This is a genomic window from Cryobacterium sp. N22 (genome assembly GCF_002929555.1).
In the GTDB taxonomy this organism is placed as follows: Bacteria; Actinomycetota; Actinomycetes; order Actinomycetales; family Microbacteriaceae; genus Cryobacterium.
In genome coordinates, this window is the sequence record NZ_PJJP01000031.1 from 92,396 (window position 1) to 110,863 (window position 18,468).

The 18,468-nt window shown below is 68.5% G+C and carries 19 protein-coding genes; 7 read left to right on the forward strand and 12 right to left on the reverse strand.

Annotated elements, in window-relative coordinates; genetic code table 11:
- Positions 1–146: 146 nt before the first annotated feature.
- Positions 147–950, forward strand: coding sequence for a hypothetical protein (locus tag CXY76_RS07200; RefSeq protein WP_233199623.1), 804 nt, complete (start codon positions 147–149; stop codon positions 948–950).
- 90 nt (positions 951–1,040) lie between these two features.
- On the opposite strand, the gene CXY76_RS07205 is transcribed toward CXY76_RS07200, so the two are convergent.
- The 4 genes from CXY76_RS07205 to CXY76_RS07215 all read right to left on the reverse strand — a co-directional run bounded on the left by CXY76_RS07205 (position 1,041) and on the right by CXY76_RS07215 (position 4,703).
- Positions 1,041–2,567 carry a PTS ascorbate transporter subunit IIC gene (locus CXY76_RS07205; protein ID WP_104163563.1) on the reverse strand — a complete coding sequence of 509 codons (1,527 nt, stop codon included), beginning with the start codon at positions 2,565–2,567 and terminating at the stop codon, positions 1,041–1,043.
- Positions 2,568–2,611: 44 nt separating this feature from the next.
- Positions 2,612–2,896 (reverse strand): PTS sugar transporter subunit IIB, encoded by a 285-nt coding sequence (locus CXY76_RS19645; RefSeq protein ID WP_233199624.1) that lies wholly within the window; start codon positions 2,894–2,896, stop codon positions 2,612–2,614.
- A 51-nt stretch (positions 2,897–2,947) separates the two neighbouring features.
- Entirely contained in the window at positions 2,948–3,412 is a 465-nt protein-coding gene (locus CXY76_RS19650; RefSeq protein WP_233199625.1) for a PTS sugar transporter subunit IIA, read from the reverse strand.
- Between the two features lie 106 nt (positions 3,413–3,518).
- Positions 3,519–4,703: an ROK family protein gene (locus CXY76_RS07215; RefSeq protein WP_104163564.1), complete on the reverse strand. Its 1,185-nt coding sequence runs from the start codon at positions 4,701–4,703 to the stop codon at positions 3,519–3,521.
- A gap of 94 nt (positions 4,704–4,797) precedes the next feature.
- Between CXY76_RS07215 and tkt the strand changes: the two genes are divergently transcribed.
- Both tkt and deoC read left to right on the forward strand, forming a co-directional pair.
- Positions 4,798–6,846 (forward strand): transketolase, encoded by a 2,049-nt coding sequence (gene tkt, locus CXY76_RS07220; protein WP_104163565.1) that lies wholly within the window; start codon positions 4,798–4,800, stop codon positions 6,844–6,846.
- Positions 6,847–6,858: 12 nt separating this feature from the next.
- Positions 6,859–7,560, forward strand: coding sequence for a deoxyribose-phosphate aldolase (gene deoC / locus CXY76_RS07225; protein WP_104163566.1), 702 nt, complete (start codon positions 6,859–6,861; stop codon positions 7,558–7,560).
- Between the two features lie 69 nt (positions 7,561–7,629).
- Here deoC and CXY76_RS07230 read toward each other — a convergent pair whose 3' ends face one another.
- Positions 7,630–8,658, reverse strand: coding sequence for a TM2 domain-containing protein (locus CXY76_RS07230; RefSeq protein WP_104163567.1), 1,029 nt, complete (start codon positions 8,656–8,658; stop codon positions 7,630–7,632).
- 131 nt (positions 8,659–8,789) lie between these two features.
- Positions 8,790–10,106, reverse strand: coding sequence for a glycosyltransferase (locus tag CXY76_RS07235; RefSeq protein WP_104163568.1), 1,317 nt, complete (start codon positions 10,104–10,106; stop codon positions 8,790–8,792).
- Positions 10,107–10,384: 278 nt separating this feature from the next.
- Between CXY76_RS07235 and CXY76_RS07240 the strand changes: the two genes are divergently transcribed.
- Positions 10,385–10,849 (forward strand): DoxX family protein, encoded by a 465-nt coding sequence (locus CXY76_RS07240; protein ID WP_104163569.1) that lies wholly within the window; start codon positions 10,385–10,387, stop codon positions 10,847–10,849.
- Positions 10,850–10,876: 27 nt separating this feature from the next.
- On the opposite strand, the gene CXY76_RS07245 is transcribed toward CXY76_RS07240, so the two are convergent.
- The 4 genes from CXY76_RS07245 to CXY76_RS07260 all read right to left on the reverse strand — a co-directional run bounded on the left by CXY76_RS07245 (position 10,877) and on the right by CXY76_RS07260 (position 13,101).
- A complete protein-coding gene (locus CXY76_RS07245; protein WP_104163570.1) occupies positions 10,877–11,719 on the reverse strand; it encodes an SDR family NAD(P)-dependent oxidoreductase in 843 nt (280 codons plus the stop codon).
- Positions 11,720–11,849: 130 nt separating this feature from the next.
- Positions 11,850–12,188: a DUF86 domain-containing protein gene (locus CXY76_RS07250; protein WP_158253855.1), complete on the reverse strand. Its 339-nt coding sequence runs from the start codon at positions 12,186–12,188 to the stop codon at positions 11,850–11,852.
- Between the two features lie 28 nt (positions 12,189–12,216).
- Entirely contained in the window at positions 12,217–12,669 is a 453-nt protein-coding gene (locus CXY76_RS07255) for an XRE family transcriptional regulator (protein ID WP_104163572.1), read from the reverse strand.
- Positions 12,670–12,717: 48 nt separating this feature from the next.
- Positions 12,718–13,101, reverse strand: coding sequence for a PH domain-containing protein (locus tag CXY76_RS07260; protein WP_104163573.1), 384 nt, complete (start codon positions 13,099–13,101; stop codon positions 12,718–12,720).
- Between the two features lie 465 nt (positions 13,102–13,566).
- On the opposite strand from CXY76_RS07260, the gene CXY76_RS07265 reads away from it, so the two are divergent.
- Genes CXY76_RS07265 through CXY76_RS07275 form a run of 3 tightly spaced genes read left to right on the forward strand, consistent with a single transcriptional unit; the run spans position 13,567 to position 15,905 of the window.
- The gene (locus CXY76_RS07265; RefSeq protein WP_104163574.1) at positions 13,567–14,370 is read left to right on the forward strand and encodes an SDR family oxidoreductase; all 804 of its coding nucleotides are present in this window, start codon (positions 13,567–13,569) and stop codon (positions 14,368–14,370) included.
- 2 nt (positions 14,371–14,372) lie between these two features.
- Positions 14,373–15,314, forward strand: coding sequence for an alpha/beta hydrolase (locus CXY76_RS07270; RefSeq protein ID WP_233199631.1), 942 nt, complete (start codon positions 14,373–14,375; stop codon positions 15,312–15,314).
- 9 nt (positions 15,315–15,323) lie between these two features.
- Positions 15,324–15,905 (forward strand): TetR/AcrR family transcriptional regulator, encoded by a 582-nt coding sequence (locus tag CXY76_RS07275; RefSeq protein ID WP_104163575.1) that lies wholly within the window; start codon positions 15,324–15,326, stop codon positions 15,903–15,905.
- 267 nt (positions 15,906–16,172) lie between these two features.
- Here CXY76_RS07275 and CXY76_RS07280 read toward each other — a convergent pair whose 3' ends face one another.
- Positions 16,173–17,207: an NADPH:quinone reductase gene (locus tag CXY76_RS07280; RefSeq protein ID WP_104163576.1), complete on the reverse strand. Its 1,035-nt coding sequence runs from the start codon at positions 17,205–17,207 to the stop codon at positions 16,173–16,175.
- 131 nt (positions 17,208–17,338) lie between these two features.
- Positions 17,339–18,352 carry a TM2 domain-containing protein gene (locus tag CXY76_RS19215; protein ID WP_146073396.1) on the reverse strand — a complete coding sequence of 338 codons (1,014 nt, stop codon included), beginning with the start codon at positions 18,350–18,352 and terminating at the stop codon, positions 17,339–17,341.
- Between the last annotated feature and the right edge of the window lie 116 nt (positions 18,353–18,468).

The window sequence follows — 18,468 nt, forward strand, 5'->3', positions numbered from 1 at the left end:
TGCCTGGCGTGCGGGCACTCGGATGCCCGGAGTACGGGCAATTGCAGGTCCTCAGTGTTGCAGAGGCCGCGGTTCTCGCCGAATCCCACCACCCTCCAACGGGGGTCAGACACCGCGCCGGCGGGCGTTTCGAGCAGAATGGTGCCGTGACCGATGCCTCTGACCTGTTCCCGGACGAGCCCGCGCGTATGCCGGACGTGGAGGACGACTTCTCGTCGCCATCCCTTCGCCACGATCTGTGGGTGGCCGACTATCTCCCCCACTGGACGACGCCGGAGCGGTCCCGGGCCCGGTACGAGCTGGCCGGCGCCGCCGGGCTTCGCCTGCTGATCGAGGAGGACCAGCCGGATTGGCGCGAGGAGGACGCGCCGCTGCGGGTGTCCAACCTGCAGACGGGCGTCTTCTCGGGGCCGGTCGGCTCTGAGCGGGGAACCCACCGACACCGCCCCGACGGCCTGACGGTTCGCACCGAGACCCCGGAGCGGCTGCTCTGGGCGCCGTCATCGGGCCGGATCGACGTGACGGTCAGCGCGAGCGTGGACGAGGGATGCATGCTCGCCGCCTGGCTCGTCGGGGCCGAGAACCTCTCCCCGCGGCACAGCGGTGAGATCTGCGTCTTCGAGATCGATGCCTCGGCCATCGGCCGCACCGAAACCCGGGCGCGGACCGGGCTGAAGGCGCACGGGGATGATGCGCTGGTCACCGAGATGGTCGAGGTCGTCGTTCCGGTGGATGCGTCCCTCCCGCATACCTGGTCGGTGATCTGGGGGCCCGAGGGAACCGTGATCGGCTGCGAGGGCGTCGTCGTGGCCCGGTCACCGCAGGCACCGGACTACCCGCTCGTGCTCATGCTGGACCTGTTCGAGATCGGTCCGCGCTCAACGGCCGGGGCGTACCCCAAGACCGCATCCATCCACGCCGTTCGAGGATGGGACGGACCGCTGCAGTAGCTCTCGCCGGCTCTGCGTGTCCCACCAAACCACACACGGGCGGCTCCGCGATGCGGAGCCGCCCGTGTTGTAAATCAGAAACAGGTGAAACTAGACGGCCTCGGCCGCCGCTTCCTTCTGCGCCTTGCGCTGGGCCTTTTCGGCGTCGAGGACGGCCTTCTCGGCCGCCTTCTCCTCCGCGATCCAGACGTCACGTTTGGCTCCGGGAACCCAGCCCTTGTCCACAACGCGGATCTGGTAAATGATCGCGACGCTGACCAGCACGACCGCGATGAGGATGGCGAGCACAACCCCGATCCCGGCTCCGGCGCCGACACTGACGCCCACCAGGGTTCCGAACCAGCCGAAGTCGGCGTCGCCGAAGGTGCTGTTGGCGAAGCCGAAGTCGCCGAGAACCAGCAGCAGGATGGCGGGCAGGATGGTGATGATCACGCCGTTGACGAATCCGCCGATCATGGCGCCGATGCGTCCGCCGGTGGCGTTGCCGTAGACACCGGCTCCACCGCCGGTGAAGAAGTGCGGCACCATGCCTGGGAGGATGAGCGCGAGCCCGAACATCGGGTTCAGCCAGATCGCCAGCACGCCCAGCGCGATGAGGCCACCGGCGAAGGAGCTCAGGAAGCCGATGAGCACGGCGTTGGCGCCGAACGGGAACACGATCGGGATGTCGAGGGCGGGGCGTGCACCGGGCACGACCTTCTCGGCGATGCCCTGGAACGCGGGGACGAGCTCACCGAGCACGGTGCGCACACCGTAGAGGATGACCGCGACGCCCACACCGAACTGCAGTGCCTGCGCGAAGGCGGCCATGATGAACGCGCCGGCGTCGGCGGAACCGAAGATGTCGAGAGCATCCTGCAGCGGCAGGGCGATGAGGCCCCACACGGCGAAGACCATGTAGATCAGCACCATCGACAGCGAGGTGGCCACCATGGAGTCGCGCAGGAACTTGAGCCCCTGCGGGAACTTGATGTCTTCGGTGGACTTGCTGTTGCGGCCCACGACCTGGCCGGCCGCGCCGGCGGCGATGTAGCCGAGGGTGCCGAAGTGGCCGATCGCGATGGTGTCGTTGCCGGTGATCTTCTTGGTCCACGGGTGCACGAACGCGGGCATGACCACCATGATCACGCCGAGCAGCAGGGCGCCGATGACGACCACGAGCCAGCTCTGGCCGTCGCCGAAGCCGACGGACAGCACCACGGTGAGCATCGTGGCCATGAAGACCATGTGGTGGCCGGTGAGGAAGACGTACTTGAGCGGTGTGAACCGGGCCAGGGCGAGCATCACCAGGAAGCCGAGGGTGAGCACGTAGGCGCTCTGGGCGCCGAACTGGTCCTGGGCGATGGCCGTGATGACCTCGTTGGTGGGGATGACGCCCTGGGCGCCGGTCACCGCGAGGATCAGTTCGCCGAGCGGGTCGAGCGAGCCCACCACGACGTTGGCGCCGGCGCCGAGGATCAGGAAGCCGAGCGCTGCCTTGAGGGCGCCGCCGATCACCTGTCCGGAGTTGCGCTTGAGGGCCATGAGGCCGATGGCGGTGATGATGCCGATCAGATAGGCCGGCACATTGAGGATCTGCTGACCGATGAAGTTCAGTACGACGACGAGCCACTCCATTGTGGGTGCTCCTTATTCTGTGAGAGAGGGGGAAGGTGGAGGGGTTACTCGACGGCGGCGGTGAGCTTCTCGGTGAGCTTCTCGGTGATCTCGTCGAGATCGAAGAAGTTGTTGATGATGATGACCTCGGCGGGAACATCGCCGAGTTCCTCGGCCAGTTCCTCCGAGGTGAGCACGATCTCGGCCGTCTGAGCGGCGCCGCGGGCAACGCCCATGTCGGCGGCTTCGACGTCGGCATCGATTCCGAGCTTCGCGAGAACCTTCTCAGCGTTCATCTTGAGGAGCACTGATGTTCCAATGCCCATTCCACAGACGGCGACGATCTTCATGGTGGTGCCTTTCGATTGGATAAGAGGGGAGATAAGAGGAGAAGAAAGGGATTACGCGGCGGCGGCGGCGGCGAGTGCGCCGAGAACACCGCGAACGTCGTCCGGGGTTGCGGCCGTGTGCAGTTGCGTCATGGCCTCGCTGTCGGAGAGCACTCCGGCGAGGGCGCGCATCACCTGAAGGTGGGCGTCGTGGTCCTTGGCGGCGAGCCCGATCACGAGGGTGACGGGGTCGTTGGCCTTGTTGCCGAATTCGACGGGTGTGGCCAGGCCCACCCAGCTCAGCCCGCCGGTCAGCACCGCCGGCGAGGGCCGGGAGTGCGCCAGGGCGATACCCGGGGCGATGACGATGTACGGGCCGTGCTTCTCGACAGCGTCGATCATCTCGTCGGTGTAGGCCTCGGTGGTGGCACCACCGGCAACCAGCCCATCGCCCGCCAGACGGATCGCGGCACGCCAGTCGGCTGCATCCGCCTGAGTCACGATCGACGACAGCGCTTCGGCCAAATTCAATGCCACTGGTGAACTCCTTTGTTGGGTGCGAGCCACCCCCTGACGACGAAGGCGACTGGGATGACTGTAATAGCCTAAGCGACCTTTTGTCTACAAGTGCACCAAAGTTTGTTCAGCTCGCCCCGACCCGCAGCGACACGCTGGTCGCGCCGCCGCGTGTGAGCCGGCTGATGCGATCGGCCTCGAACAGCGCGTCCTGCGCGATGAGTGAGGCGCCCGTCACCCCGGCCACGTGGCCGAGCCGGGACTTCTCGACCACCAGCCCCTGCAGGGCAAAGTCCCGGGCTCCGGAAACGATGGCCTCGCGGATCGCCCCGAGGAAGGGCTCGCCGGCCTGAGCCAGGTTGCCGCCGACCACCACGGCCTGCGGGTTGAGCAGACCCACCACATGTGCCAGGCTGCGCCCGATCTCGGTGCCGGTCGCCGCGAGCAGCGCCAGCACCTCCGGGTCGCCCGCGTTGGCGAGGCCCACGATGTCGCTGCTGGTGCGCACGCTGCGGCCCGTCTTCAACAGTTCGCGACGGATGACCGCACCGCTGGCGATGGTCTCGAGCCGCTCGGTGCGCTCGCCGCCGGCGCGCACCGCACTGAGCTCCCCCGCGCCGCCCCGGGAGCCGTGGTAGATCGAGCCGTCGAGCACGAACGCGAGTCCCACCCCGATGCCGGCCTTGATCACCACCACATCCCGGTACTCGCTCCACCCGCGGCGCGCCTCGGCGAGCGCCATGATGTTCACGTCCCGGTCCACAGCGAACACGGCATGGTCGTAGCGTCCGGCGAAGTAGTCCTTCACCAGCACACCCTCCCACTGAGTGTCGACCTGGGGGCTGGCGAGCCTCCCGGTGACGAAGTCGACCGGGCCCGGCACGCCCACGCCGATCCCCACCACGTCGGCGCGGGTCTTGCCGAGCCGGTCGAGCATGTGGTCGAAGACCTGGCCGGCCCACTCGAAGATCTCCGCCGGCCCCTCGCTCAGCCCGATGTCCGCCTCATCCTCGCTGAGGACGGTGGACACCAGGTCGGTGATGGCCAGCCGGGTGTGCGATCCGCCGATGTCCATGGCCAGCAGCAGGCCGGCGTTCGGATTGACCGCAAATTCTTCGGGTGGGCGGCCGCCGCGGGAGTCGAGCTGGCCCACACTCATCACGATCGACGCGACCAGCAGTTCGTCGAGGCGTCTCGCGAGGGTGATGCGCGACCAGCCGAGCTGGTCGATCAGGTCGGTGCGGGTGGTGGCACGGCCGGAGCGGATGAGGTCAAGCACCACACCCGAACCGGTGGACAGAGCGTGTGCCATGGAATTGCCATCCTTCTGCTGAATCCGCCGGTACTGCAGACGGTGCCGAACACTTTTATTGACTTAAGTACATTTGTATACCAAAGTATCTCGCATGGCTACCGAAACCCCGAATCCCCCGTCAACGACGACGCACCCCGACCTCGACGCACGTGCCGTCGCCAGCGCCCAGGCCCTGGCCGCCCACGTGGTGCAGGCCAAAGGACACGGACACGGCGGCACCGCCATGGCATTGGCACCAGTGTCCCACGTGTTGTTCTCCCGAGTTCTGCGTCACTCCCCCGCCCACCCCGACTGGCCCGGCCGGGACCGGTTCATTCTTTCCGCCGGTCACGCCAGTCTTCTGCTCTACACCCAGCTGTTTCTCACCGGCTACGGCCTCACCCTCGACGACCTCGCCAAGAGCCGCACGCTGGGCTCGAAGACTCCCGGTCACCCCGAGGTGCACCACACCGTCGGCGTGGAGATGAGCACCGGCCCGCTCGGTCAGGGTGTCGCCTCCGCGGTGGGCATGGCCATGGCCGCCCGGCACGAAAGCGCCGTGTTCACCCCCGGCTCCGCGCTGCTCGACCACACCACCTGGGTGCTGGCCGGCGACGGCTGCCTGCAGGAGGGCGTCTCCGGTGAGGCATCCAGCCTGGCCGGCACGCTCGGCCTCGACAACCTGGTACTGATCTGGGACGACAACGGCATCACCATCGACTCCGGCACCACTGAGACCTTCTCCGAAGATGTGCGCGCCCGGTACCGGGCCTACGGATGGCGGGTGCTCGAGATCGACGCACCCAACGACCTCGAGACCCTCGAGGCCACCCTCCGCGACGCATCCGCCCGCACCGGCCGCCCCACCCTGGTCGCCCTCCGCACGGTCATCGGTTCCCCGTCCGTGAAGTTCGGCGGCACCTCGGCCGCGCACTCCGGCGGCTTCGGCGCCGACGAGCTCGCGAGCGTGAAGACCACGCTGGGCTTCGCGCCCGACGCTCCCCTGCACGACCTCGTCACCGCCGAGACCCTTGAGCACACCCGCGGCGCACTCGCCCGCGGCGAGCAGTTGCACCGCGACTGGGAGGCCGACCTGGCCGCCTGGAGTAGTCGCGACCCCGAGGCCGCGGCCCGCTGGACCGCCTTCCGCGGTGGCGAGTTCGACAGCTCCGCCCTCGACACCGTCAAGGTCGGCAGCACCGGCGACGCGATCGCCACCCGCAAGACCAACGGTGCCGTGCTCCGCGCACTGCAGGGCTCGGTCCCGCTGTGGGGCGGCTCCGCCGACCTCGCCGGGTCCACCACCGTCGAGGTCGACGGCGACCGTTTCTCCGCCGCGAACCCCGCCGGCGAGTTCATTCGCTTCGGCATCCGCGAACACGCGATGGCCGCCATCCTCAACGGCATCGCCCTGCAGGGTCCGTGGCGCCCGTTCGCCTCCACCTACCTGGTGTTCAGCGACTACATGCGGCCCAGCATCCGTCTCGGCGCCCTGATGGGACTCGGCGCGGTGTACGTGTACACCCACGACTCCGTCGCCGTCGGCGAAGACGGCCCCACCCACCAGCCGGTCGAGCAGATCGCGTCGCTCCGCACCGTTCCGGGCCTGGATGTGGTGCGCCCCGCCGACTCCGTCGAGGCCGTCGCGGCCTGGCGCCGCATCCTCGCCTCCCCCGACCGCCCGGTCGCGCTCATCCTCAGCCGGCAGGACCTGCCCGTCCTGGCGAGCACCGACAGCACGCCCGTCGGTGTGACGGCCGGCGGTTACGTGCGCTGGCAGCACGGCGACGGCACCGATCTGGCGATCCTGGCCACCGGCAGCGAGGTTCACCTCGCCATCGACGCCGCCGCCGAGCTCGTCGACCGGGGCATCTCCGCCCGGGTGGTTTCCATGCCGTGCCTCGAGTGGTTCGCCGAACAGAGCGCCGACTACCGCGAGTCGGTGCTGCCGGCCGCCCTGCGCGCCCGGGTCGCCGTCGAGGCGGGCCGCGGCGATGCCTGGTACCGCTGGGTGGGACTGGACGGACGCGTGGTGTCGGTGGAGGAGTTCGGCGAATCCGGCAGCGGCCCCGAGGTGCTCCGGCGCCGCGGCATCCACCTCGACGCGGTCATCGCGGCCGCGCACGCCACCCTCGACTCATCCGCACTCGTCACCAACTAAAGGACACCTCCCATGACTACAGCCTCCCCCGCCCTCGACGCCGCGAGCGTCGCCCGTCACATCGACCACACCCTCCTCAAGCCCGAGGCCACCACCGCCGACGTGACCGCCCTCGTCGCCGAGGCCATCGAGCTCGGCACCTACTCGGTCTGCGTCTCACCGTCGATGCTGCCGCTCAGCCTCCCCGCCGACGCCCACCTCAAGGTCGCGGTGGTCTGCGGCTTCCCCAGCGGCAAGCACCACGGTTCGATCAAGGCCGCCGAAGCCGCCCTCGCCATCGCCCAGGGTGCCGACGAGATCGACATGGTCATCGACATCGGCGCGGCGAAGGCCGGCCGGTTCGAGGACGTGCAGGCCGACATCGCGGCCGTGCGGGCCAGCATCCCGGCGCCGCACGTACTCAAGGTGATCATCGAATCCGCGGCGCTGACCGATGCCGAGATCGTGGCCGTGTGCGAGGCCGCCGTCGCCGCCGGTGCCGACTTCGTCAAAACCTCCACCGGCTTCCACCCCGCCGGCGGCGCGACCGTGCACGCCGTGCGCCTGATGAAGCAGACCGTGGGCGACCGGGCCCAGGTGAAGGCATCCGGCGGGGTGCGCAGCTTCGCCGATGCCGTCGCCATGATCGACGCCGGCGCGACCCGTCTGGGCGTCTCCGGCAGCGCTGCACTGCTCTCCGGCGCCACCCCGGCCGGCTCGGCCGGCAGCTACTAAACCTCCTCCAGGCACAAAAACGGCCCCGCAGCGCTGGTTGCTGCGGGGCCGTTCACGTGCACCGGGCGGTTAGCCCTGCGTTGCGCCCCAGTTGCCGTCGGCGTTGACGCGGATGATCGACGGGCCGCCGCTGATCGGCACCGTGCCGCTGTAGGCACCGACTTCGTTGACCAGCAGACCCATGCCGTAGCCGCCCTCGGTGTACTCGGAGACGAGGAAGTTGCTGGTGCCATCGTGGTTGAATGCCAGGTTGGCCGCGTCGCCGTCATAGAGGAACACGTCGTCGCCGGCTCCGGCGGTCGGGAGGGCCGCCGAATACGAGATGGGGCCGACCGCGATCGACCAGGGTCCGTCTGCCGTGATCTGGAGCGCGACGCCGGGCGAGCCCAGGTCGCCGTCGAGCCCGTAGGCGGTGATGCCGGAGTAGGCGCCGCTGGTGCTCACGAGCAGGTCCAGAGTGGGCTGGCTCTGCGCGTCCACCACCTGAACGCTGAAGTAGGCGGATCCGTCGTGGGTTGCCCGCACCAGACCGGCGGCGGCATCGACCGGCAACGAGATGACCGAGTCACCGGAACCGGTCTGGGAGGTCGCCTCGAACATGCCGTACTGCTCATCTGCCCAGGCGATGGCATCCGTCGACCCCGGCACGGCCGCGTCACCGGCGGGCGCTTCGGCCGCGTCGTCGGCAGGCGCTTCGGCCGCGTCATCCAGCTCCTGTACGACGGGCTGCGAGATCGCAGCCAGGGTTGCGGCGGTGGTCGCGGCGACCACGCCTCCGCTGATGCCACCACCGATCGCGACGACGCCCGTGATGATCCAGGCCAGGACCTTCTTCTGGTCGTACCCAATGAGCGGCTGGCCCTGCTTGTCGGTCGTCTTGCCGGCGAGCACGATGATCAGGTCGATCAGCGTCCAGACACCCAGGCCGCCGAGGGTCAGGAGCTTGGCCACGGCGGTGCCGATCTTGCCCAGGTAGAAGCGGTCGGCGCCGAACCCACCCAGGAGCCAGGCGAACAGCCAGGTGGCGACGAAGCTCCGCTGCGGCCGAAGGGGCGTGGTCGACACGATCGGATCTTGGGTGACGGTGGGTTGCGACATTTGACTCCTTGATGGGCGTGAAAACCCGGGGAGCCGACTGCGGCATAGGCCGCTGTCGTTGTGATTCCCCCCAGAACACGTGCCATAGAAGGCTAGTGGGTGATCGGCCCTGGCACTGGCCGCGTGCTCGACTAGGGCATGAAGGGGTTGGCCCGGCCCGTCGCCGGGATCAGGGCCTCGAGCTCGCCGAGCAGCGCGGTGCCGGCGGCGTCGTGTCGTATTTCCCGGCCCAGCGCCTCGGCCGCGTGCCGATAGTCGTCGGTGCCGAGCACCGTGGTCACGCCCCGGGCGATGCGTTTCGCCGGGGCGTTCCGCGACACCGCAACGCCGGCGCCGCGGGCCGTGACCCGGGCGGCATTGTCGGCCTGGTCGCGGCCGTGGTGCAGGATGACGAGAGGCACACCCGCCGCGAGGGCCTTGATGACGGTGCCGTGGCCACCGTGGGTGACGACGAGGCTGGCCTGGCGCAGCACCTCGCGGTGCGGGGCCGAGTCCACCACCGTGACGTTCGCCGGCGCCCGAAGTGCGTCGGCGGGAACCGTGGGCCCCGTGGTCACCACACCCCGCACCGGAAGGCTGCCGAGCGCGTCGACGACCCGTTGCAGGCAGTCCACCTGATTCTGGAACGTAGAGGACATCGACACCAGGACCAGCGGTTGGTCGCCGGCGGGCGCAACCCACTCATCCCCGGCCGCCCAGGCCGGGTCATCCAGAATCGGACCCACGTAGCGGGCGTTGTGCGGCAGGGTCGCCGGGAAATCGAACGCCGAGGAGGTGAGCACGAGCTGACGTCGGGCATGGTGGATCTGGTCCCACATGTGCGCGACCGGGCCGAGCCCATAGTCGGCGCGCACCGCGTTGACCTTCTCCAACGCGTACCGGTCGATCATCCGGGCGCCCAGGGCGGTCATCGTCTCATCCCGCAGCCGCCCGAGTGGACCGTGCGCGGGCGACATCCCGGAGCCGAACGGCGGCATGCCCGTGGCCGGCAACGGGTAGGAGTTGGGCAGCAGCACGTCGAACGGGCATCCGTGCGCCTCGGCGGCGATCATGGCGCCCAGCGCGAAGGAGGAGGTCACCGCCAAGTCCGGCCGGATGGCGTCCAGGGCGGCCGTCGTGTCGCGGGCCTGGGCCGGCGCCGGTCCGGTGAACATGTAGTCCGCGATCCCTTTGGCGAGGCTCGTCGGGGTGCGGAGCTCGTAGTCGCGGAACGCTTCGGCCGGGCTCCACCGGCAGGGCACGAACATCGCCCCGGTGCTGCGTACCTGGTCTTCCAGGGACTCGTCCGCGAGCACGGTGACCCGGTGCCCCCGCTCGACCAGCCGGCGGGCGACACCGAGCTCGGGAGGAACGGTGCCACCGCCGTCGGTGAGTGCGAACAGGTAGGTGCGAGGTGTGACGGGTGTCGCGGGTTCCGCGCTCTCGGATGCCGACTCGTCGCCGTTCATGCCGGTGATGGTACGCCCGCGGCCGGCCTAATTTGTGGATGCCATCGATCTTGGTTACGTTAGTTGTAGGTGCAACCAATGCATCCTGACCTGAGGGTAACGCTGCCCGGTGCTTCGGAGCATCATCGCCGCCATCCCAGGTTCCGCCCGCCGCGTGGGCCGTCACCACGCCTCTCTCGGCGACCCTTCGCACGCGCACATCGTCGACGGCACCGCTGTGCCGGTCGCCAGCCCCCGTCATCCGTTCACGACCTTCATCGTTCTCGAAAGGAACCCCCATGTCGAACACCGCCACCGCCGCTCGGCCCGCCACCCGCTCGAAGCTCCGCGCCTGGCCGGCGTCGCCGTCGCTCGCCCTGCTCGTTCTGCGCGTGGCGATCGGTGCCGTGTTCATCGCCCACGGCGCCCAGAAGGTTTTCGTCTACGGGTTCGCCGGCACCAGCGGCTCGTTCGCTGACATGGGCGTGCCGCTGGCAGAGGTCGCCGGTCCGCTGGTGGGCCTGCTCGAGCTGATCGGTGGCGTGCTCATCGTGCTGGGGCTGGCCACTCGCGTGGTGGCCGCCGCCCTCGCTGTGGACATGCTCGTGGCAATGGTTCTGGTGCACCTGTCATTCGGCATCTTCGCGGCCGAGGGCGGCTACGAACTGACCCTGGTGCTGGCGGCCAGCGCCGTCACCCTGGTTCTCGCCGGGGCCGACCGTTTGTCCGTCGACGCCGTGCTGACGCAGCGTCGGGCGGCGTAGTAGCGACCTCGACGCCCGGCGCCGGCGCTACTCGGCAGCAGCCGCGGCGGCGCTGACGAACCGGGCGTCGCGGGCGTAGTCGAGGCGTCGGGCGGCCAGGGCCGCGACCACCTGGCCCGGCGCGTCGTTCCCGACCAGGAGGCGCAACCGGGTGTCGGCGGGGTCGGCCACGTGGCGCAGGATCGCGGCCGCCGCATCCTGCGGTGGGGTGCCGCCGCCGGTGCCGCCGGTCTGCGACCAGGGCACCTCTGCACTGCCGAACAGGCCGGTGCGGAGTGCGTCGTACGCTGGATTCGGCGCGCTGAAGCGCATGCTCGCGGTGGCCCACTCGGTATCGGTCTCCCCCAGCTCAGCGAGGGTCACCCGGATGCCGAATCCGGCGACCTCCGCGGCGAAGGCTTCGCTGAACCCCTCGAGACCCCATTTCGCCGCGTTGTACAACCCCAACGTGGGCATGGTGCCCACCGCTCCCACCGTGGAGATCTGCACGATGTGCCCGGAGCCCTGCTCGCGCATCACCGGCACCGCCGCCTGGCTGAGCCACAGCGGCCCGAACAGGTCGGTGTCGATGATCGCCCGGGCGTCGTCCTCGTCGACTTCCTCGACGGCGCCGATCAGGCCGTAGCCGGCGTTGTTCACCAGAACATCGAGCCGGCCGAACCTGTCGACGGCTCGGGAAACGGCCTTCCGGGCGTCGCCGCGGTTGCGCACGTCGAGGTGGTGCACGTGCAGGCGTTCCCCCGCGGGGAGGGAATGCTCCCCGCGGACCGTGGCGAACACCGAATGCCCCACGTCGAGGGCGGCAACGGTGAGGGCGCGGCCGAGCCCGCGGTTGGCGCCGGTGATGAACCAGGTCTGGGATGCGTTCATGCGGCCAGCCTAAATGGTCGACCGCCCTGGCCCAGGTATCGCAGCGCGTCTAGCCTTCCGCGGGCACCGCGCCGCTATGCGCCTGGCGCGCCACCCGCCTAGCGGCGCCTGACCCGCGCGGCCCCGTACCTCACGCGATCCCCAACTGCACCAACAGTCGCGGGAAGTCCGTGACGAGGGCATTCCAGACGATCCGATAGTCGGTGTTCGCGTAATCGTTGGCGAGATAGTTGCGCATGGCCCGCAGCTCGGCCCACGCGACGTCCGGGTGCTGGTCTCGATATCTCTCCGGCAGCCGCTCCACGGCGGTCTGCAGGTCGATCACGATGGCCTTCGCGGCCAGCTGTTGAGTGCGATCGGCGCGGTCGAAGAACACCTCCCGTCCGCGAGCCGTGATGAGGTTTGCGTGCCGAACGAGGTCCCGGATGTCGGCCAGCAGCGCATCCGTTCGGTCGAATTCGTGAGTCACGGTGTGGCGCCCCTGCGGACGTTGTTTTTCATAGCGGCACCGCCTCGGCGGCGGCGCGATCACGGATGGCGCCCTCGGCGCGGTCGCTCATCACGTCAACGTGCACGCCGAGCAGGTTCTCGAGGTCGAGGACGAGCCCGGCCGCATCGAGAATGGAGGCGTCTGGGGCGAAAGTGACGAGGAGGTCGATGTCGCTGCCGACGTCATCCGTGCCCCGGGCGATGCTGCCGAAGACCCGCACGGCGCCGGCCCCACGATGGCCGGCCAGCTCGAGCACGCGGTCCCGCTCGCGGTGCAGCACGACCGACGGCCGCTCAGCGGTGGCGGCCAGAATGCGGGCAAGGGTCTCGGGCCGCGGCTGCACGCGGCCAGCCTCGTAAGCCGAGAGATTGGGCTGCGGAACTCCCGCGCGCAGGGCCAACTGGCTCTGCGAGAGACCGGCCCGTGCGCGCGCGTCGAGAATCCGGGTTGACGCACTCATGTCGGGATTTTAGCTCGGGGCTATAGGAGGATGACCCGACCCACGTCGCTAGACGACCGCCAGCTCGGCGCCGAGCACGGCGTGAGTGATCAGGCGGTCAAGCGCCCGCACGTCCACGGCCTTGCCGACCTTGATCTTGATGTGACCGGCGCGCGTCCACAGCTCAATCTCGCCGTTGATGTCGAGCGAACCGGCGTTCTCCGACGACCACATGTTCACGCTGGAATACGGCAGCGAGTACATCTCGACCTTCTTACCGGTGATCCCCTGGGCGTCCCGCACAATGAGTCGCTTGGTGGTGAACACCGCGCTGTCGCGGAACGTCTTGTAGGCGGCGACCGCCCGCTCCCCCGGAACCAGCATCGGTTCGACATCGGCCGGGATCGGTGTCTCGGAGACGAATGTCCAAGAGGTGATGGCAGCGGTTTCCATGGGGATCCTTTAGGTCAGAGTTCACCGCATCGAAACGGATGTGGCAACGCCACTGTATTGCCCGCTCACCACCGGATCGGCAATAGAAATGCCCCCATAGCGGGGTGGCACATGCGCTGCTCACCGCTCGCCAGCCCGGGCCGCGGCCGACGAGTTCACCGCACCTCGTGTAGTCCGGCGCGCCCGCCATAGCGGGCGCGGCCACCCACACGAGGCGCGGTCACGGCATCCGGGCCCCGAAATCGCCCGCGCCACAGGTGCCCTACTGAGCGGATGACACGTCGATCAGCACCTTCCCCACCACGCCACCCTCCACCAGGGCACGGGCCTCCACCGTGTGCGCGAGGTCGGTGCGGTGCATCAAATCGACCGCGCGCCCCGCCTGGTATAGCGGTGCTATAGTCATCCGTATAGCACCGCTATAGACGGCTTAGGCCGTGATCCACCGACAGAAACGGGAACTCGATGAGCACGATCTTCATTACCGGCGCCTCCTCCGGCATGGGCAAGGCAACAGCAAAACTCTTCGCGGAGAAGGGCTGGCAGGTCATTGCCGCCTCGCGCAGCATCGGCAACGACCTCGAACTTGCCGCCCTGGAGAACATCGAGACGGTGACGATGGACGTGACCGACCCTCGGCAGATCCGCACGGTTGTGGCCGACGTCCTGTCCCGCTTCGACGTCGATGTGCTCTTCAACAATGCCGGCGCCGTGCTCTTCGGGCCGGTGGAGGAATACACCGACGAACAGCTCGATCACCAACTCGCCACGAATCTCCTCGGGCCGATCCGCGTAAGCCAGGCGTTCCTGCCGCACTTCCGTGAGCGACGCGGCGGCACGATCATCAACACCACGTCGCTCACGGCGATGCTTCCGGCGCCGTTCATGTCTGTTTACTCCGCAGCCAAGGCAGGACTCGAGCGCTGGAGCTTCGGGGTGAACCTCGAACTCAACGAGTTCAACATCCGCGTCAAGACGATCGTGCCCGGCATCGTCGCCACCAACCTCATGGGTGCCGGCACCGTCGTGCAGAGCGACGCTTACGCGGCTCACCTGGGACAGGTCTTCGCGGCATTCGGTGACCCGGCGACAGCTGAGCTGTTCTCGACAGCCGAAGGGACCGCGGCCGTCGTCTTCGGCGCTGCCACCGACGGAAGCACGCGTGTGCGCTACCTCACCGACGCCACGGCGAAGGAATATGTGGCGATGATGGTCGGCTTCGGCGAAGAGACCACGCAGGCATTCGCATCCACAGTGATGTTCGGTTGATCATGTCGGTCTTTCACAGCGATCTGAAAATGGGCCGTTTCCTTCCGCCCCTCGACATCGGGCCGCGGATGGCGCGACTCGCGAACCGCATGCCGGTGCGCTCTCCCGCGCCACCACGCGACATGATCATTTCCGATCTGGAGGTTCCGGGGCCTGAGGGAGCACCCGCCGTGGACGTTCGGATGTATCGGCCCGCGTCGGCGACGGGAGAGATCCCCGTTCTGGTGTGGATGCATGGCGGGGGCATGATTCTGGGAAACCATTTGTCGGAGGAGGACTCGAATGTTGCCTTCGCGCGCGAACTCGGAATCGCCGTCGTCTCGGTCAACTACCGTCTGGCACCGCAGTCGCCGGCGCCCGCGGCTGTGGAGGATTGCTACGCCGTAATGGAGTGGCTTGTCGCCAACGCCACCGAACTAGCCATCGATCCTCAGCGCATTGCCCTCGGCGGGGCGAGCGCCGGTGGCGGACTGGCCGCAGCCACCGCCCTCCTGGCTTATGACAGCGGCCGCATCCGTCCCGCGTTCCAGCTCTTGGTCTACCCCATGCTCGACGACCGCACGGTTCTGCGCAGGGATATGGATACAACCCATGCACGCTTCTGGCGCCCAAAAAGTAATCGATACGCCTGGGGCGCCTATCTCGGTGCCGAGGCAGGTGGCGACGATGTCTCCGACTACGCGGCGCCGGCTCGCCGCACCGATCTGTCGGGACTTCCTCCGGCATGGATCGGCGTGGGCACCCTCGACTTGTTCCACGCCGAGGACGTCGACTATGCCGAACGTCTTCAACGGGCCGGCACAGCCGTCGACCTAGTCGTCGTCGAGGGCGCCTTCCATGGGTTCGATGTGCTGTTCAAGAAGAAGCCGGTATCACGCCGTTTCTGGGAGGCGCAGCGCGATGCACTCGGGCACGCGCTCTTCGGCTCGATGACCCTGAGATAAGGTCGGGGAATGTCGACGCGTGAGACCCTAATCGAGGCCGCTCTCACAGTTCTCGAACGAGAAGGCTCCGCGCAGTTCTCGACCCGGGCAGTCTGCGCCATCGCGAACGTGACGGCCCCAACCCTGTACCACCACTTCGGCAATGCGGACGGCCTGCTCAGCGCGGCCGTGGAAGAGGCATTCAGGCAATTCCTTGCCGCGAAGTTGGCCGCCCCAGCCGCAACGGATCCTGAGACGGCGCTTCGCGATGGGTGGGATGACTACGTCCGCTTCGCCGCCGACCGTCCGCTGATCTACGCCGCGATGATGGCCCGCCTGTTCCAAGGAGTCGAGATCCTCGCGGCCCGACAGGCGTTCGCCATCGTTGCGGAACAGATCGCCGCACTCGAGACGGCCGGCAGGCTCCGGCTCCCCTCTGAAGTGGCGGTTCAACTGGCTTGGGCCTCCGTCAACGCCGCAGCGATGCTCCACGTCACCGCGGCGCTACATGTGTCTGACTACCTGACCGCCCCCGAACCGGGCCTCATCGAGATGCTCCGCGAGCGCGCGCTCCGGGACCTCTGCGAGCCGATACCTCATTGTCCGTTGTGAGAACGCGCGGGTCGACGAAGCCCATGCCCCGCCTACCCCTCGACGGTCTGCGCTCTCGGAAGCCCACGCACTTGCCGCGGAGTCCGCCCAGGCCAAGGTAGCCGCTCTGGCCGGGAGTGTGAGGGGTTGTTAGACGCGGTTCGTCATCGCCGTGAGGAATGCGATGACGACGGCAGATCCCGCCAGCCAGCGCAGTCCCGCGATGAGGCGCCTCCGCACGTCCGCCGCCGTCAATCCCCTGAGCTCGGTGCGACCCCACGGTCCCGCCTAGAGGCCGGCCGCCACGTCGATCAGGACCTTCCCCACGACTCCGCTCTCCACCAGGGAATGGGCATCCGCCGTGTGCGCGAGGTCAGTGCGATGCAGAGGCAGCCCCGCCGCCTCCCCCACGGCGAGCGCGCCGTCGATGAGGGCCGCGTTGATGTCCTCGGCCGCCGCCCGGATCGCATCCATCCCCACCGTGTAGAGCAGCACGAACTGGTAGCGCACGTTGAGGCTGAAGTGCTGGCGCACGTCGAGCGTCACCTCGTCGCCGCCGTTGTTGGCGTAGACCGCGATCGATCCACGATTGCGGATGACGGCCAGGTCGAGCCGCGCATTCTGGGCAGGCGCGACCTCCACGATCAGGTCCACCCCCTCCGGGGCGATCGCCCGGATCTGGGCGACGACATCCGGGTCGGTGTAGGTGAGCACGTGCTGCGCCCCGGCGGCCGTGGCCAGCGCCGCCTTCGCCGGTGAGCTCACGGTGGTGATGACGGATGCCCCCGCCCACCGGGCCAGCTGGATCGCGGCATGCCCGACCGCACCGGCCCCGCCGGCCACGAGCACCACCTTGCCGGCCAGCGCGCCCGGCCGCAGCCGGCGCGGCCCGTCTTCGGCCACCGTCAACGCCCGGTGCGCCGTGATCGCCGGCACCCCGAGGCTTGCGCCCTGGTCGAAGCTCGCGTTCGCCGGCAGCCTGAAGACACGCTCCGCGGGAAGCACAGCCTGCTCCTGGGCGGACCCACTATTCGCCCGCTGGTACGCGGCGAGCGCCAACCAGACCCGGTCGCCCACCGCGACATGCTCGACACCGGCGCCGACGGCATCCACAATGCCGGCACCGTCCTGGCCGGGCACCACGTCGTCGAACGCCAGCTTCTCCCCCGGCGCCGAACCGCGGCGGGACTTCCAATCGGTGGGGTTCACCCCGGCGACCACGATGCGCACCCGCACCTCGCCGGCGCCGGGTTCGACTACCGGCCGATCCACGAGCTGAAGCACGGATGGGTCACCGGTCTGGCTGTACACAATGGCTTTCATGTCAGGGGTAACGCAGCCGCCGTTGGAATGGTTCCCACAGAAAGCGGGTTGGCGAAAAACCCTTCGCCGCTGGGCAGCACAACAGCCCCGCAGCGCTGGTCGCTGCGGGGCCGTTCGCGTGCGTGTGCTGGTTAGCCCTGCGCGATGGTCCAGGGGCCGCTGGCGCCGACGGCAACCACCGACGGGCCGGCGCTGATCGCAACGGTGCCCGAGTAGGGGCTGGCTCCGTTGACCAGGCTGGCCGCGCTGAAGTCTCTGTTGGCGATGTCGACTTCGTTGTACTCGAACACGGAGAAGGCGCCTTCAGCCTCGGAGCCGAGCACCAGGTTGGTCGCGTCGCCGTTGTAGAGGAACACGTTGTCGCCGGTTCCGGCGGTCGGGAGCTCCGTCGCGTAGGAGATGGGCGCAACGTCGATCGTCCAGGGGCCGTCTGCCGTGATCTTGAGCGAGACAGCAGGCTCCTCGACGAGTCCGTCCACACCGTAGGCGACGATGCCGGTGTAGGCACCAATGGCGTTCACGTTCATGCCCACCATGGTGTTCTTGTTCTGCGCGTCCAGCGCCACAACGAAGAAGTTGCTTGTTCCCGCGTGGGTTGCCCGCACCAGTCCGGCCGCGGTACCGGCCGGCAGTGTGACGACCGCGTCACCGGTGCCGGACTGGCTGATCGGCTCGAACGTGCCGTACTCCTCGTCGGCCCAAGCGGCCAGGTCGGCCGGCTGCGCTGCGGTCCCACCCTCGGCCGCGGCGGTGTCGTCCAGTTCCTGCGCGGACTGCGAGATCGCTGCCACAGTCGCCGCGGCGGTTGCGCCAGCCACGGCACCGCCGATGCCACCAAGGACCACGAAGATGCCCGTGACGATCCAGGCCAGTACCTTCTTCTGGTCATAGCCGACGAGCGGCTGGCCCTGCTTGTCCTTGGTCTTACCGGCGAGCACGATGATCAGGTCGATCAGCGTCCAGATACCGAGGCCGCCGGCGGTCAGGAGCTTGGCAACGCCGGTGCCGATCTTGCCGAGGTAGAACCGGTCGGCGCCGAACCCGCCCAGGAGCCAGGCGAACAGCCACGTGGCGACGAAGCTCCGCTGCGGGTGAACCGGCGTGTTCGGCACGATCGGATCTTTGGTGACGGTGGGGGCAGACATGTGACTCCTTGGTGAGCGTGACAACCCTGGGAGCCGACCGCCGCATGGACCGCCGTCGCGTGTGTCCCCCCAGAACACGTTCCTCAAGAATAGGGCGTTGGGTCCTGATCAAAGGT